Genomic DNA, 14,278 nt, shown 5'->3' on the forward strand with positions numbered 1-14,278 from the left:
GTGCGTTGCGAGGAGTGCGTCGTGAGGAACTCGCGCCGGTGACGGCGGTACGGGGTGCCGAGATCTCCGGTCGGGGCCTGGTGCTCGTGGCCCTGGTGGCGCGGGGTCATACGACCGACCGCGTGGCCCGTGCGCTGCGCCTGAGCAGGCACACGGTGGGCGAGGAGATCAGTGTCCTGCTCGACCGGTTCAACTGCAGGAACAGGGCGGAGCTGGTGGCCTACTGCTACGTCCACCGGCTCCTGCCGATCGATGTGTGGCCGCCGCCGTGCGGCCCCGTGAAAGGGGTGGGTGACGTGTTCGACCCTCTGACCGCTCTGCGCGAAGCCGGGCTTCCGGTCGACCAGTTGAGCGCCGCACAACGCGAGGTGCTGGCGGGCCTGACCGAGGAGGAGACTTCGGTCGTCGTAGCGGTGCAGCTCCGGCTGGTCGAGGCGGATTCCGGTACGGATGCCGAGGTATGGGCGCACGACCTGAAGCTGCTCTGAGCGCGCATGAGCCGGAGACTGGTGGTCGTGCTCTTCCTCGATCTGGTCGGCTGGACCCGGCTCGCCGAGCGCGTGGACCCGGAACCGCTGCAGCGGCTGCTCGACGAGTACTACGAGATCTGCTCGGCCGCCGTGGAGGAACACGGCGGGGTCGTCGAGAAGTTCATCGGCGACGCCGTCATGGCGGTCTTCGGAGCCGATACCTCCCAGGAGGACGACGCCCCGCGGGCGCTGCGGGCGGCCATGCGGATCCGCGCCGAGGTCCGTGGCCTGCGCACGCCCGCCACCGACGCGGCTCCGGTCGAGGTCCATTGCGGGATCGCGGCCGGCGAGGCGCTGGTGACGCGTTCGGCCCGGGCCGGCATCCGGGTCGTCGGCGATGTGGTCAACCTCGCAGCGCGCCTCCAGTCGCTGGCGGTCGCCGGGGAGATCATCGTGAACGAGACCGTGGCGCACCTGGCCCGTCCGCACTACACGATGGCCCCGGTGCCGCCGGTGGCGCTGAAGGGCAAGGCCGAGCCGGTGCCGGTGCTGGTGGTCACCGGTGAGGCCGCCGCCGAGGGAGCCGACGGGGGGTCCCTCATGGTGGACCGCGCCGCCGAACGCCACCGGCTGCGCCGGGTCTACCACCGGGTGGCCCGGGAGCGGCGCGCGGAACTGGTCACCGTGCTCGGACCGCCGGGCATCGGCAAGACCCGCTTGGTCCGGGAGGCCGTGGAGGATCTCGTCGCGGCCGGGGCGAGGCCCGTCGCCGTGTTCGGCAGCTGCCAGTCCTACGGAACGGACGGGAACTACGGGGCGCTCGTGGAAATGCTGGACGCGCTGACCCGGCGGGTGCCGTCCTGCGCGGAGCTGCTGCGGGCGGACGAGCGGATCGCCGGAGTGCTCGCGGCTCTGCGCGACGCCTCGCTCCCCCGGCGGGCCGGTGCGGTCCCGGGTCCGGGCGTGGAGGAGGTGTCCTGGGCGACCCGCGAGCTGCTCACCGCCGCGGCGTCCGGCCCGCTCGTCGTGGTGTGGGACAACCTCGCGTGGGCCGGGCAGTCGCTCCTGCGGCTCATCGGCGAGCTGATGGACGGTCTGCGGGACCTCCCCCTCCTGATGGTCTGCGTGTCCCGACCGGAACTCGCGGGGCGGGAAGGCCCCTGGTCGCGGGAGGGCTCCGGGTCTAGGGAGGGCTCCGGGTCTCGGGAGACGGATGCGTCGCAGGAGGCGCATGGGTCACAGGAGACGGACGGGTCGCGGGGGGCGGATGGGTCGCGGCGGGCGGATGGGTCGCGGGGGGCGGACGTGATCGAGGTCGGGGCGCTGGTCCCGGCCGACAGCGCGCGGCTGGCGGTCTCGCTGGCCGGGCGCGGGAGCGGCGACGAGGTGGAGCTGCACGGGCTCGACCTGGCCGGACAGGTCGACCGGGTCGCGGTGTACAGCGCGGGCAATCCGCTGTACATCCGGCTGATGATGGACTGGCTGAGGAACGGCCGGACCGTCGACGAGGTGCCGCCGAGCATCACCGCCATGGTGGGGGCGATGATCGACCGGCTGCCCGCGCCGGGCCGGCGGCTGCTGGGCGCGGCTTCGGTGATCGGCCCCTCGTTCACCCTGGAGCAGCTCGCGCTGCTGGGCGAGCCGGCGCCGGCGGCGGCCGTCGCGGAGCTCGCCGGACAGCGGCTGTTCCACGCCACGGCGGAGGAGGGCGGCTACCGCTTCGTCCAGCAGCCGGTGCACGAAGTGGCGTACGGCAGGCTGGAGAAGGAGCAGCGCGTCTCCTGGCACCGGCGGCTGGCCGAGCACGGGTTCAGTCCCGGTTTCCACCTCGAAGCCGCCACCCGCCTCCTCGCGGGGCTGCGCCCGGACGATGCGGAGCTGCCGGACTTGGCGCGGCAGGCGGCCGGGGCCCTCCTGGGCGAGGGCACCGTGGCGCTGCGGCAGCGTGATGTGCCGACGGCGATCGGGCTGCTCGGACGGGCGCTCGTACTGGCGCGGGGCGGGCCGGACCGGTGCCGGTCGGTCGCGGCCGTCCGGCTCAGCGACGCCCTCATGCTCTCCGGGGACACCCGGGGCGCGCTGGAGGTGGTGGAGGAGGGCGCGTGGCCCGACATCCGGTCCGGAACCGCCTCCGGGTCCGACTCCGGACCCGCCTCCGGGACCGACACCGCGTCCGCCCCCGCCCTGGTCCGGGTGCAGCGGCACCTGCTGGCGGCCCGCCTCGGCAAGGTCACCGCGGCCGACGTGGAGCGGCTGCGGGCCGCGCTCGACGGCGAGGGGACCGACCCGTCCGCCCGGTGCCGCTTCGAGCAGCTGCGGATGCTGGTCCACCTGGACCACGGCCGGTTCGGGGCGGCCGAGGAGGCGGCGTGCGCCGCGCTCGCCCACGCCCGGCAGGTCGGTGACGCGTACGAGGAGGACCGCCTGCTGGTGGCCCTGTGCGAGATCCGGCAGTGGTCGCCGAGTCCGATGGCGCAGAAGCTCGCGGGATGCGCGGAGCTCCTGGAGCGGTTCGCCGCCGACCGGTTCCTGGCCCTGCCCGCGCTGGCCGCCCGCGCGCGCTGTCTGGCGCTGACCGGGGACCGGACCGGCGCCCGCTCGGCGCTGGCCGAGGCCGAGTCCGTGGTCGGACAGCTCCGGCTGACCATGGGGCGGGTCCTGGTCGATCAAGTGGCCGCGCTGGCCGCCTCGCTGGACGGTGACCACGCGGAGGCCGAGCGGCGCTTCCGCGGCGCGGCCGACGCTCTCGAACAGGCCGGCTACGTACCGGTCGCGCTGACCATGCGGGTGCAGGCGGCCCGCGAGTGCGCCCACCGCGGCCGGCCGGACGAGGCGGCTCACCGGATCGCGGAACTGCTGGCGCGGCGCGCGGAGATGGACGTCCGCGGGCGGATCCTGTGCCTGTCGGCCGCCGTACTGGGTGCTGCCGCGCAGGGCCGCGCCGAGCCGGTGCGCGCCGAGGTGCTGCGGCTGCTCCGGGACATCGACGATCCGTGCCTGCGGGGCGAGGTCTGCTTCGACCTGGCCCGGGCCCACCGGTGCCTGGGCGAGGGGGCCGAGGCCCGGACCATGGCCGCTCTGGCCGCCGACAGCTACGCGGCCGTCGGCGCGGTGAAGCCGCTGGAGGCGGTACGAGCATGGATGTGAACGGCGCGCCCTGGCGGCGCGAGCGGCGGCCGCACGCGTCGGGGATGCCCGCGTGGAGCATGCCGGCCGGCGGGGACCCCGGCGAGCCCCTGCCGACGGCCCTGTTCGAGGGGATCGGCCCGCGCTGGGCCTGGGAGGGCGCGACCGGCGAGGGCGTACGGGTCTGCGTCCTCGACAGCGGCGTCCAGGCGGCGCACCCGCTGATCGGCGGGGTCGAGCGGGCCTGGCAGGTGGTGAGCACCGAGGGCCGGGCTCCGCGCGTGGAGGAGTGCGAGCCGCTCGACAGCGCCGGGCACGGGACGGCCTGCGCGGGGATCATCCGCTCCATCGCGCCCCGGGTCTCGCTCAGTTCGCTCAAGGTGCTCGGCGACGGGAGGGCCGGCAGCGCCTCGGCGCTGATCGCCGGACTCGCCTTCGCGATCGAGGAGGGTTTCGATGTCGTCAGCATGAGCCTGTCGACGAGCAGGATCGAATTCCGCGACCGGCTGGGCGAGTTGTGCGACCGCGCCTACTTCCGCCGCACCGCGGTCGTGGCGGCGGCGCACAACCTGCCGATCGAGAGCTTCCCTTGGAACTTCGCCTCGGTGATCTCGGTCGCCAGCCACGCCGAGCCGGACGGCATGCGCTTCTACTACAACGCCGCGCCCCCGGTCGAGTTCCGCGCCCGGGGGGTGCGCGTACCGGTGGCGAGCCTGGGCGGCGGCACGGTCCGCAACACCGGCAACAGCTTCGCGGCTCCGCACATGGCCGGGATCGCGGCCCTCGTCCTGAGCAAACATCCGTGGCTCACGCCGTTCCAGCTCAAGAGCGTCCTGTACCACTGCGCCGCGAACGTATCGGTCGACGCAGCGATCCACAACGCACCGATCCACGAGACATCGGTCCAAGGAGAAGGAGGCGGAGAAGGATGAAACCCTGGCCACACGATCTGATGGCCACCGAACGTCAGCTCCTGCAGTCTGTCGTCACGGTGGCCCGCTACATCTACGGGGCCGCCGCGTCCTCGGTGTTCATGGTGAGCCCCGACACCGGCGAGCTGATCTTCGCGGCGGTCGCGGGCGAAGGGGAACAGGGCCTGGTCGGCAGGCGCTTCGAGCCCGGGACCGGCATCGCCGGCTGGGTGGCGGCCAGCGGGCAGCCGCTGATCACGGACGACGTGGCCGCGACCGACCGGTTCGCCCGCGACGCCGCCGCATCCACCGGGTACGTTCCCGCGAGCATCATGGCCGCCCCGCTCATCGCGGACGGTGAGTGCATCGGCGTGATCGAGGTGCTGGACCGCCACGCCCACGACGCGGACGCCCCCGGCCGGGAGCTCGACGACATCGAACTGCTGGGCCTGCTCGCCACGCAGGCGGCCCTGAGCCTCGCGCTGCTGCGGCGCAGCGAGCAGGCCGCGAGCGCGGGCCCGCGCATGGGAGAGCTGGTGGCCCGGCTGTCGGAGCACGCGGTGATGGACGCGTCCGATCCGTTGGCCGTCTCACTGCTGAGCATCTCGCTGGACCTGCTGGACCGGGGTGCGCACCCCAGTTCGAAGGTGGTCTGACGGCCGACGGAGACGGAGCGCAGACGTGCCGGCGACGCACCGGAGACGCGGACGGAACGGGCCCCTCCTACCCTCCTGGCCTATGGTCCACCGTGCCGAGGCCGAGGCTCCGTCGTTTCCCGAACTGCTCCGCTTCAAGCGCGTGCAGGCCGGGCTCACCCAGCGGACGCTGGCCGACCTGTCGACGATCAGCCCGCGGACGATCCGCGCCCTGGAGTCCGGCCGGGTGAACGCGCGGATGCAGACCGTCCGGCTGCTCGCCGACGCCCTGGGGCTGGAGGGCCTGGCGCGGGAGCTCTTCGTCAGCGCGGGCCGGGGCGGCGGGGGGCCGGCTCCGGGCGGTGCCGATCCCTTCCCGGCGGTACCCAGGTCCGTCAACGCCCTTCTCGGGCGGGACGTGGAGGTCCGGGCGATGGTGGGCGCCCTGGAGTCGGATCACCGCCGGCTGATCTCCCTCTCGGGGCTCGCGGGCGTGGGGAAGTCGCGGGTGGCGGCGGAGACGGCGGCGCGGCTGAGCTCCCGGCGGGGCTGGCCGGTGCTGTGGATCGGGGCGGGAACGGTGGCCCCCGCCGGTCACGGCACGGCGTTCGGTCCTTTGCTGCGGTCCTTGCGCCTGCTCGTCGAATCGGGTGCCCAGGACGTGGCCGCGGTGTGCAGGCTCATCGGCCGGCACGAGGTGCTGCTCGTGCTCGACGGGGTCGCCGACGCGCGGGATCCGGTCGGCGTGGAGGAGCTGTTGGCGTACTGCCCCGGCATCCGGGTGGTCAGTACGTCACGGGCGCCGTGGAACGTGGCCGGCGTCCAGGGGACCGTGCTCGCGCCGCTGGCCGTTCCCGGGCCGGACTGGGAGGCGGCGAGCTCCCTGGACGCCCTGGCCGGCGTACCGTCGGTGCGGCTGCTCGTGGACCGGCTCTCGGAGATCCGGCCGGGGTTCGTACTCGGTGGGGCGGACGCGGGGGCGGTGGTGCGGCTGTGCCGGACCTTGGACGGCCTGCCGGCCGCGCTGGAAGCGGCGGCCGCGCGGTGCGGGGTGCTGAGCCTGCGCCGGCTCGCGGACATGCCCGCGGCCGAGTTGCTCGAACTGCCGGCGGCCCCCCGGCCCGCCGGTGTTCCCGGGACGATCGGCTGCCCGATCCGGTCCGGGGTCGAGCGACTGGACCCCGTCCATCGCGCGCTCCTTCACGAACTGGCCCGTTTTGACCGCCCGTTGACCGTCTGCGAGGCCGCCGAAGCCCTGCACCGGTCGATGAACCAGGTGGTCGAGGGCTTCGGCGCACTGACGGGCGGCGGGTTCGTCCGGGCCGCGCACGAGGAGGCGGAGACCCGCCTGCACCTGCCGAACCTGGTGCGGGCGGCCCTGGCCTGATGTGGAGCCTGATGTGGAGCCTGATGTGGATTCAGGCCAGGTGCTCCGCGAGGAACCGCTCGACCGCGGCGTAGTAGGCCTGCCGGTTGGCGGGCCTGGCCAGGCCGTGACCCTCGTCGGGGAACAGCAGGTATTCGTACGGGAGTTGTTTGGCCTCCAGCGCCGCGACGATCTGTTCGGCCTCCGCTTGGGGCACCCGCACGTCGTTGGCGCCCTGGACGACCAGGACGGGGATGCGGATCTCGTCGACCCGCGACAGCGGTGAGCGTTCCCAGAGCATGGCGCGCTCCGTTTCCGGGTCCCCCACCTGGGCGTGCATGAACGAGCGCAGTGCGGTGCGGTAGGGCGCCCCGGCCGCCAGCAGCGTCAGCAGGTTCGACGGACCGCAGAGGTCTATCGCGCAGGTGAACACCTCCGGGTGGAACGCCGCTCCGACCAGCGCGGCGTAACCCCCGTACGAACAGCCCATGATGGCGATCCGCGCGGGGTCGATCCCGCCGCCCGCGACGAGGTGGGCGACGGCGTCGAGCAGATCGGTCTGCATCGCGGCGCCCCACTGTTTGGCGCCCAGGTTGCGGAAGCGCTTCCCGTAGCCCGTCGAACCGCGGAAGTTGACCTGGACGCAGGCGTAGCCGCGATTGGCCAGGAGCTGCGCCTCCTCGTCGAAGGCGAAGGTGTGGCGGGCCCAGGGCCCGCCGTGCACGTTCACCACCGCGGGCAGCCCCGCGCGTTCGGCGCCGGGCGGCCAGGTGACGTAGCCGTGAACGGTGACCCCGTCGCGCGCGGAGAACGCGAAGGGCTCCATCCTGGCCAGTGTGTACGCCTCCAGCTCCCGCTGGTGGCTGAAGAGGTAGCGCAGCTCCCCGGCCGGGCGGTCGTAGACGTAGTAGAGGACGGGTCCGGCTCCGGTCACCACCGAGACCGTCCACAGCCGTTCGCCGCGGTCGGTGCGGTCCACGTAGACCTCGCCGTCGACCGACAGGAGCGCGAGCTCGGCGCGGATCCGGCCGAGGTCCTTGCCGAACTCCTCGTCGAGGAACACCCATTCGTCGCGGTCCTTCGCGAACAGCACCGCTTGAGGCCGACGGCTCACCGGGTCGAACTCGACCTGTCTGACGTCGTACACCGGATCCTCCGCGAGCAGCGTCCGCCGTCCGCTCGCGAGGTCGACGGCGAACAGCCGGGTGGCGTTGGCCCCGATGGAGGAGAGGAGGTGGCAGGTGGCGCCGTCGCGCGAGAAGCCGATGACTCGCGTCCCCATGGCGTCCTCGTAGGGCACGTCGAGCCAGGGCGGGGCCGGGGCGCCGTCCGCCGGCCCCGGTCCGTCCGGCGGGTCGAGGAATACGGCCAGGCCGCCGTCGGGCTTCATCACCGTTCCGCCGCGCACCCGAAGGTCGGTGTCGACGATCCAGCTCACGTACCCCGGATTCTCGGCGACCTTGGTGAGCCGGTCCGTCAGCAGATCCAGGGCGTAGACGTCGTGCAGCCCCGGCCGGTCCTTGTTCAGCCCGATCAGCACGGTCGTCGGGTGCCACCGGTTGTGCGCCAGCACACGTGCCTGGACGCCGTCGAAGGGCGTGGCGCAGCGCTCCCGGCCCGTGACCAGGTCGACGAGGTGGACCCGCCAGCTCTCGTCGCCGTTCCGGTCGCGCAGGTAGAAGAGGGTCCGGTCGTCGTGGCACAGGCCGTACGTCCGGATGCCGCGGCCCCGGTCGTACGTGACGGGCTTCGCCTCCTCGGGCCGGTCCACCGGCGCCGTCCAGACGTTCAGTACGCCGTCGTCCGGTGCCAGGTAGACGAGGCGGGTCCCGTCCGGGGAAATCTCGGGCACCAGGTAGGACGGGTTGCCGAACAGGACGGAGTGCGGGATCAGCGGTACGTCTCGCGTGGTCACGGTTCCCTTCCCGGGGTTGACGGCCGGACGCCGCGCTCCGAGAACCACCAGTCGCGGAGCACGGGGAACTGCGCGACCGCCTCGTCGGTGTCCAGCGGAGGGGCGGCCGAAGGGCCGGCGGCGGGCGCCGGGGCAGCCGCCGGTGAGGGGGCCAGCGTCTGGGCACGGAACAGCCGGGTCATCAGCGCCGGGCTGCTGAGCACCGCCTGGGACGCCCTGGCCCTCATCCGCTGCGCGGCGGCGGACAGCGGACGCTCCGCGGGCGCGGGTCCCTGGGTGGACACGAGCCCCTCCGTGGCGGCGCCCCGTACGCGGTCCTGTCCGATCGCCATCCGCCAGGACTCGGAGGCCACTTCCGCCACCGCGGCCTGGACCACGGGCAGCACGCAGGGCCGGGCGCCGCGCTCCGCCAGCTCCCGGTCCAGCCGCACGGCGCTGAGCAGCGCGACGGACATCCCGTGCGAGTAGACGGGGTTCACCGCCGTCAGCGCGTCGCCGACGACCAGGAAGCCTTCGGGCAGGGGCAGCCGCTCGAAGAACCTCCGGCGGTTCGCGGTGGCCCGGAACGGCCGTACACCGCCGAGGGGTTCGGCCGCGGCCAGCAGCTCCGCCGCGATCGGCGAGCGCAGCGCACGCGCGCAGTCGGTGAATCCCGGCTCGTCCACCGGCGGTCTCGCGGCGCGGGTGCCGGTCAGGGTGAAGATCCACCGGCCGTCCTCGATGGGGAACAGCGTGGCTCCGTACCCCGGACGGCCCTTTTCCGGCCGCGGGTGCACCATGATCGCCGGGAGGTCCGCGGCGAGGCCGGGGGGCGCCCGGTAGATCCGGGTGGAGTACGCCAGACCCGGGTCGACCACCTCCTCCTCGACCCCGGGTCCGCCGATCGCGGTCAGCCACCGCCCGGCCCGCGAGCGCCGGCCGGTCGCGTCCACCACGAGGTCGGCGCGGAGGGTCTCGCCGGAGCCGTCCTCGCCCGCGACCAGGACACCGGTCACGCGCGAAGCGTCTCCTACGAGTCCCAGGACCCGGGTGCGCTCCCGCACCGTGACCGCCCCGCCGGCCAGGGCCCGCTGCCGGATGACGTGGTCCATCAGCCAGCGACTGCACGAGACCATGAAGGCGCCGGTCTCGTGGCGGCGGAACCAGCCGTCCGCGCTCAGGATCAGTGCGCCGTCCGGCAGGCCCCGGCGGTGCGCCCCCCGGGCGAGGAGCGCCTCCAGCGTTCCCGGGAGCACCGTGTCCAGGGCCTCGGCGCCGGCGGTCACCAGCACGTGGCTGTGGAACGCCTGCGGCAGCCCCGTCCGGACGCCCGGACCGGCCGGGTACCGGCCGCCCTCCACGACGGTGACCTCGTCGACGTGCTGGGAGAGCACCTTGGCCACCAGCACCCCCGCGAAGCCTCCGCCGAGGACGACGGCCCTGGTCATGACCGCGCGGCCGGCTCGCTCCGGGTGGCTTGCGTTCCGGCTTGCGTTTCGGCTTGTGTTACGGCTTCCGTCTCCAGGAGCAGATCGGCTTCGACCATGGAGCTGATGAAGGCGTCCACGTCCGCGCGGATGCGGGCCGTCATCACCGGGTTGTGCCCCGCGAACAGCAGGGACAGGTTCCTGATGACCGTCTCCCGGTCCCCGTCGCTCTCCACGAGCGCCCAGATCTGGGCGGCCGTCGCGTTCAGGGTGCGGAAGTCGCCGGACTCGCTGTGGTAGAGCGAGATGCCGTCCGCGGTCTCCTGCCAGATCACCGCGTCACTGATGTGCAGGGACATCTCCCAGCCTCCTGTTCACCGGCATGATCGGAATCAGTTCGCCCACCTTGATCGCGGGCACGGTCGCGGGAGGGCGGACGTAGGTCTTCCACTGCTCGTAGGCCTCGTGCACCTCCCCGGAGGCGACCAGCCGCGGCACGGTCATCTCAGCCTCGTTCAGCGCCAGTTCCGCGCGGGTCACACCGGTCTCCTGCCACAGCTGCGTGGTGACGCCGTGCCGCAGGATCCGGCACAGGTGGCGGCTGTTGCGCCGCGGGTCCCCGGACTCCGACATGTGCGCGGCCCGGCAGCCGCCGCCGCAGTTCGCCTTGATGTAGCACTTCTCGCAGTCGGCGTGGAACTCCCCGCCGTAGACCGTGCTCCTGCGCATGGAGGTCAGTACCGGGCTGGCGAAGATCTCCGACAGCCGCTGCTTCCTGATGTTGCCGGCGAACTCCCCCTTTCCCGTGATGAGTTTGCACGGGTACACGTCGCCGAGGGAGTTGACGTAGATCTCGTTCCCGCCCATTCCGCAGTTGCCCTTGACCGAGCACGCGGTGACCGGCCTCGGGCCGTCCGGCTTGAGCTTGCCCGCGACCGGTGAGGTCCAGACGAGCTGCTGCACGCGCAGGTGGTCCTGCCAGCCGAAGTCGTATTCGTCGCCGATGCCGCGGCCCAGGTCGTTGTGGTTCATCAGGCGGACGCTGTGGATCTCGATCCCGTCGAGGAAGGAGGCGAAGTCCTCCAGCTCGTGGACGTTGTCCGAGGTGACGATGTGGTTGATGGCCGGCGCCACCCCGGCCTCGTTGAGGAGCTGGATCGCCCGGCGGGTCTTGTCGAAGGCCCCCTTGCCGCGGGTGCGGTCGTGGGTCTCGGCCGTACCTCCGTCGAGGCTCACGGTGACGGCGTCGAAGAGCTCGGCGAACCGTTTGGCCTTCGCCTCGGTCCGGATCATCGTCGCGTTGGTGATGACGTTGGCCTTCAGGCCGCTGTTCTTGGCGTGCTCCACGACCTGGAACAGGTCCTTGCGGAGCATCGGCTCGCCGCCGGTGAAGACGATGGTCGCGGCGCCGAAGTCGGCGATCTGCGAGACCAGGTCCAGGGACTCCGCGGTGTCGAGCTCTCCCGGAAGGCACTTCTCCGACGAGGCGTAGCAGTAGGGACAGCGGAGGTTGCAGCCGTCCGTGATGGCGTAGTAGGCGATGCCCAGGGGCGCTTCGCCCAGCCTGACCTTGGGCTTGTTGCCGTTGAAGTACACGATCCAGTTCAGGATGAGCTTGGCGAGGACGCGTTCGGTCTCGCCGTCCTGCTCCAGCCGCGGCTGCTCCCCGCGCGCCCGGGCGGATGCCAGGGCTTCGAGGACCCGGAACTCACGTCCCGTGAGGACGCACCGGGCGGCCACCTCCGGGTTGACCACGAGGTGGTTCTCGTCGTGCAGAAAGTACGTCAGGTCGTCGGGGACTTCGAACAACGACAGGTTCCGGACCAGATTCCCGCGCATCCCGCCTCCTCTCTGGGCTGGCACAGGCGTGGCCCGACGCGAGTGACCGCCGGGCCCCGCCTGTGAACGGTCAGTTGGGGTCGGCCTGGCCGGATCCCGACCAGATGGCGCAGGCACACAGCATCGCGGCGTCGAAGCCCTCCTTGGTGGCCTCGGGCGAGGTCCAGTCCTGGGAGTGCGCCACCACGTCGGGCAGGATCGCCGCGAGGCGGTTCTTCGTCGAGATGAGGACCTTGGTCTCCTCGGGGGTCAGGCTGGCGTAGAACTCTTCGAGAGCGGGCGCCATCGTGCCGCCGATCATGCCGGCCGCACGCAGGGACTCCAGGGCATTGAAGGTCATGCTTCCACCTTTCGCTGTCGCGTTCGATCGGGGACGCAACCGAGACTGCGCGCGGCGGACCCGTGAAACAACCCCACGAATGTGGGTTGTGCCGGAGCGACGAAGGGGACATACGCAGCGCGGGCGGGGCGTGTTGCGACAGGGGACCGGGACGGCGGGAACGCGCCGCGCACGGGTGTTGACGATCTCCAGGCCTTGCCTCACGCTCATACCACGGCAGTTGTGAAGCTCATGTGAAGCGAACGTGGAAACGGGATCAATGGAGCGCCCACCCGGCGACCGTCGGCCCGGCGGCCCGTCGGACGACCCGAGAGGTGCGATGAATCCCACCGGCTTAGGCATCGTGCACATATCGCTGTTGCCAGGCTTCGTCTGCCGCACCGACCAGCGGGTCACCGATCTCAGCGACATCCAGCAACGGCTCGTCGCGGCCCTGGTGCTCAGCGACCGCCCGTTGCGGCGCGCCGATCTGGCTGCCCGACTGTGGCCCGATGCCCCGCCGGACCGAGCGGGAGCCCGATTGCGCCAGACCTTGTGGCGGCTGAACCAGGCCACGGCCGGGGGGTTGTTGCGGGCCTCGCACACCACCATCACCCTCGCCGATCACGTAGAGGTGGACCACCGGGCGGCGGCCCGGCTGATCGCGGCGGTGTCGGGGGCGGTCGGGACGCCGGCCGCCGAGGACCGGCTGCCGCAAGCGTGGAGCCTGCTGCGCCACCCGCTGCTGAACGACTGGGACGACGACTGGCTCGTGCCGTTCCAGGAGAAGTGGAGGCTCCAGCGCGTCCAGACGCTGGAGCGCCTCGCCGAGAGGTTCCTCCAGAGCCGGCAGCACTCCGCGGTGCTCGAGCTGGCCGACGCCGCGACCCAGGCCGACCCGCTGCGGGAGGGGCCCCGGCGGATCGCCGTGCAATCGTGCCTGTTCGTCGGCGAGGTGGCCGACGCGCACCGCCGCTACCGCGGCTACCAGGAGCTGCTCTCCGCGGAACTGGGCGTGGCGCCGAGCGGGGCCATCCCCCGACTGCTCAGACAGGACCGCGAGCGGCAGCTCGCCCTGGCGACGGAGTTCTGACCGGGCGCCGTCGCGCCGCCGCCGGTACGACGGCACCCGCATCCCGCATCCCGCGCACCGCAGCCGCCGCGAACGCCGAAGGCCTTGCCGTCCGGGACGGCAAGGCCTGGCCGCTGATCCGGCGGGGATGGTTCAGACACTGCCGCGCCAGGAGCCGGTTTCGGCGCCGCGGTCCTCGATGAACTGCTTGAACCGCTTCAGGTCGCCCTTGACCTGACGGTCGACGAAGCCGAGCTTGTCACCGATGTTCTCGGCCATGCCCTCCGGATCGAAGTGCATCAGCAGGGTGACCTCGGTGTGCACGGGGTCGATGGGCCGGAAGGTGACGACTCCGGACTGCTCGCTCTCGCCGCCGACGGCGGTCCAGGCGACCTTGGTGTCGGGGATCTGCTCGGTGATCTCGGCGTCGAACTCCCGCTCCACCCCGCTGACCTTCGTCACCCAGTGGGTGAGGGTGTCGGTCCGCTGCTCGACACGGTCCACCCCGGCCATGAACTGGGGAAACGATTCGAACTGGGTCCACTGGTTGTAGGCGGTGGTGACCGGGACGCCGACCTCGATGGATTCCTTCACCTGCGACATGACACGTCCTCTCCGGTAAGGGGCCTGCGGCAGGAGGCACTGGTGCGGGGGCGGAGTCCGTGATGCCGCACCCCGTCGCTGCACCTGCCCTGGACCGGCGCGGGCACACCCCCGCTTCGTGCGTGGACCGCCGCCGGCGTCACCGAGGCCGGCCGTCCGGGTGGGCTCGCAGGACGTGGCCGTCGGTGGGCGGGTGCGCGTCGGTGGGGAAGAGGAACCGGGTGCCGGTCATTTCCAGCAGGCGCGCCAGCTGGTCGTTGGGGGCTGCGAGGCGGATGACAGTGCCGGTGGCCTGCGCCGCGAGCCGGGCGGCGAGGAGGGCGTTGAGTCCGGCGGAGTCGCAGAAGGTGAGGCGGCTGCAGTCGACCACCACGGGCCGGGTCGATGTGGCGTGGGTGAGTGCTCCGGTGAGCGCGCTCTGCAGGGTGGGGGCGGTGTCGACGTCGATCTCGCCGACGGGCTGGATGGTGACCGTGTCGTCGTGGACCTCCACGGGGATGCCGGTGCTGTCGGCCTCCCGGGGAGAGTGTCCGGTCATGGTGATCACTCCTAGGATCGACGGGCCTGTTCCGCGATGACTGTGGCCCGACTCGGTGCTGATTCACGGGTCAGGTGT

General features: G+C 72.4%; 13 protein-coding genes. 6 read left to right on the top strand and 7 right to left on the bottom strand.

Translation table 11 applies throughout. From position 1 onward, the window contains the following. The first annotated feature begins 14 nt into the window (after positions 1–14). The 5 genes from AC6CKD_RS08575 to AC6CKD_RS08595 all read left to right on the top strand — a co-directional run bounded on the left by AC6CKD_RS08575 (position 15) and on the right by AC6CKD_RS08595 (position 6,529). Positions 15–488 carry an aroma-sacti cluster domain-containing protein gene (locus AC6CKD_RS08575; protein ID WP_498326233.1) on the top strand — a complete coding sequence of 158 codons (474 nt, stop codon included), beginning with the start codon at positions 15–17 and terminating at the stop codon, positions 486–488. Positions 489–494: 6 nt separating this feature from the next. Further along, entirely contained in the window at positions 495–3,617 is a 3,123-nt protein-coding gene (locus tag AC6CKD_RS08580; protein WP_498326234.1) for an AAA family ATPase, read from the top strand. After that, a complete protein-coding gene (locus AC6CKD_RS08585) occupies positions 3,608–4,528 on the top strand; it encodes a S8 family serine peptidase (protein ID WP_498326236.1) in 921 nt (306 codons plus the stop codon). Before AC6CKD_RS08580 ends, AC6CKD_RS08585 begins: the two co-directional genes overlap by 10 nt. After that, entirely contained in the window at positions 4,525–5,163 is a 639-nt protein-coding gene (locus AC6CKD_RS08590; RefSeq protein ID WP_498326237.1) for a GAF domain-containing protein, read from the top strand. Before AC6CKD_RS08585 ends, AC6CKD_RS08590 begins: the two co-directional genes overlap by 4 nt. Positions 5,164–5,245: 82 nt before the next feature. Continuing rightward, entirely contained in the window at positions 5,246–6,529 is a 1,284-nt protein-coding gene (locus AC6CKD_RS08595) for a helix-turn-helix domain-containing protein (RefSeq protein ID WP_498326239.1), read from the top strand. A gap of 31 nt (positions 6,530–6,560) precedes the next feature. On the opposite strand, the gene AC6CKD_RS08600 is transcribed toward AC6CKD_RS08595, so the two are convergent. The 5 genes from AC6CKD_RS08600 to AC6CKD_RS08620 all read right to left on the bottom strand — a co-directional run bounded on the left by AC6CKD_RS08600 (position 6,561) and on the right by AC6CKD_RS08620 (position 12,008). Further along, positions 6,561–8,423, bottom strand: coding sequence for a S9 family peptidase (locus AC6CKD_RS08600; RefSeq protein WP_498326241.1), 1,863 nt, complete (start codon positions 8,421–8,423; stop codon positions 6,561–6,563). Continuing rightward, positions 8,420–9,850 carry an NAD(P)/FAD-dependent oxidoreductase gene (locus tag AC6CKD_RS08605; RefSeq protein WP_498326242.1) on the bottom strand — a complete coding sequence of 477 codons (1,431 nt, stop codon included), beginning with the start codon at positions 9,848–9,850 and terminating at the stop codon, positions 8,420–8,422. The genes AC6CKD_RS08600 and AC6CKD_RS08605 overlap by 4 nt, the downstream gene beginning before the upstream one ends. Further along, on the bottom strand, positions 9,847–10,188 hold the full coding sequence (locus AC6CKD_RS08610) for a PqqD family protein (RefSeq protein ID WP_498326243.1): 342 nt from the start codon (positions 10,186–10,188) through the stop codon (positions 9,847–9,849). Before AC6CKD_RS08610 ends, AC6CKD_RS08605 begins: the two co-directional genes overlap by 4 nt. Continuing rightward, positions 10,169–11,668 carry a StsB family radical SAM/SPASM domain sactipeptide maturase gene (gene stsB, locus AC6CKD_RS08615; RefSeq protein ID WP_498326244.1) on the bottom strand — a complete coding sequence of 500 codons (1,500 nt, stop codon included), beginning with the start codon at positions 11,666–11,668 and terminating at the stop codon, positions 10,169–10,171. Before stsB ends, AC6CKD_RS08610 begins: the two co-directional genes overlap by 20 nt. Before the next feature lie 70 nt (positions 11,669–11,738). Then, positions 11,739–12,008 (bottom strand): StsA-related sactipeptide RiPP, encoded by a 270-nt coding sequence (locus AC6CKD_RS08620; protein WP_498326246.1) that lies wholly within the window; start codon positions 12,006–12,008, stop codon positions 11,739–11,741. A gap of 319 nt (positions 12,009–12,327) precedes the next feature. Between AC6CKD_RS08620 and AC6CKD_RS08625 the strand changes: the two genes are divergently transcribed. Next, positions 12,328–13,080 carry an AfsR/SARP family transcriptional regulator gene (locus tag AC6CKD_RS08625; protein ID WP_498326248.1) on the top strand — a complete coding sequence of 251 codons (753 nt, stop codon included), beginning with the start codon at positions 12,328–12,330 and terminating at the stop codon, positions 13,078–13,080. A 132-nt stretch (positions 13,081–13,212) separates the two neighbouring features. On the opposite strand, the gene AC6CKD_RS08630 is transcribed toward AC6CKD_RS08625, so the two are convergent. Both AC6CKD_RS08630 and AC6CKD_RS08635 read right to left on the bottom strand, forming a co-directional pair. Continuing rightward, positions 13,213–13,662 (bottom strand): SRPBCC family protein, encoded by a 450-nt coding sequence (locus tag AC6CKD_RS08630; RefSeq protein WP_498326249.1) that lies wholly within the window; start codon positions 13,660–13,662, stop codon positions 13,213–13,215. 139 nt (positions 13,663–13,801) lie between these two features. Next, on the bottom strand, positions 13,802–14,200 hold the full coding sequence (locus AC6CKD_RS08635; protein WP_498326251.1) for an STAS domain-containing protein: 399 nt from the start codon (positions 14,198–14,200) through the stop codon (positions 13,802–13,804). Between the last annotated feature and the right edge of the window lie 78 nt (positions 14,201–14,278).

This window comes from Streptomyces sp. GQ60, from assembly GCF_059758875.1.